General features: G+C 44.8%; 2 pseudogenes. Both read right to left on the bottom strand.

Annotation, left to right across the window (positions count from 1 at the left end):
* A pseudogene (yajC, locus tag CIK04_RS25710) lies at window positions 1-179 on the bottom strand (preprotein translocase subunit YajC); the annotation flags it as partial.
* A gap of 117 nt (window positions 180-296) precedes the next feature.
* Window positions 297-1000 (bottom strand): annotated as a pseudogene (locus tag CIK04_RS25705) (tRNA guanosine transglycosylase); the annotation flags it as partial.

Below are 1000 nucleotides of genomic sequence, written 5' to 3'. Positions count from 1 at the left end.
ACTTCATCACCTTTACCCATGGATGCCATTAGGCTCTTGTTGCTCTTTAACACWGTTTGCTTGTGGACGGTAATCATGAAGTAGAAAATCACACCGAACATACCCAACATGATCAGCATTTCAAACATGCCACCTTGTTGTGCGCCTTCTGCTGCTGCGTGAGCTTGAGAGATAAACATTAAAACATCCTCATTAATTTTTATTAATAATCCAATAAATTGGGTAACGCCACCTCATTTTCAAGCGAGTTCACTCACAAAAACAAGATGGCGTAACACTTTTTTACTATTGCGAATTTATGCCTGTTTACCGAGTGGTGGCACTTCGCGATTACGTCGAGCGTAGAACTCTTCCACAAACTGCTCGAAGCGATCTTCATCAATCGCTTTACGAATGCTTTCCATGACGAACGTTGGTAAATAACGCAGGTTATGGATAAGTGTTTAAGCGAGCACCAAGGATTTCATTACAACGGTCCAAGTGGTGCAGATACGACTTAGAGTAATTTTTGCAAGTGTAACAGTCACAGTGCGGATCGAGAGGGGTGTATCCGTTTATGTGTCGCATTACGGATCTTGATCACACACCAGTCACAAATAGGTGTCCATTACGTGCATTTCGCGTTGGCATTACACAGTCAAACATGTCGATACCGCGACGAACCCCTTCAACCAAGTCTTCTGGTTTGCCCACGCCCCATAGGTAACGTGGTTTATCTTCTGGTAACTGAGGAACAGGTGTTGACTCAAGTACGCGATGCATGTCTTCTTTAGGTTCACCAACCGCCAGACCACCAACCGCGTAGCCATCAAAACCAATCTCTGTTAGCCCTTTAACTGACACATCACGGAGATCTTCATAGACACGACCCTTGAACAATACCAAACAAGTTGTTCGGGTTTCAAGCTTATCGAAATGGTCACGCGAGCGTTGAGCCCAACGCAGAGACATTTTCCATCGATTTTTTCGCTTCAGCGTGAGTCGCAGGGTAAGGCGTACA

This window comes from Vibrio sp. 03_296 (assembly GCF_002265885.1).
Note: the sequence above shows the minus strand (reverse complement) of the source record. Positions and strands in the feature narration are given on the sequence as shown.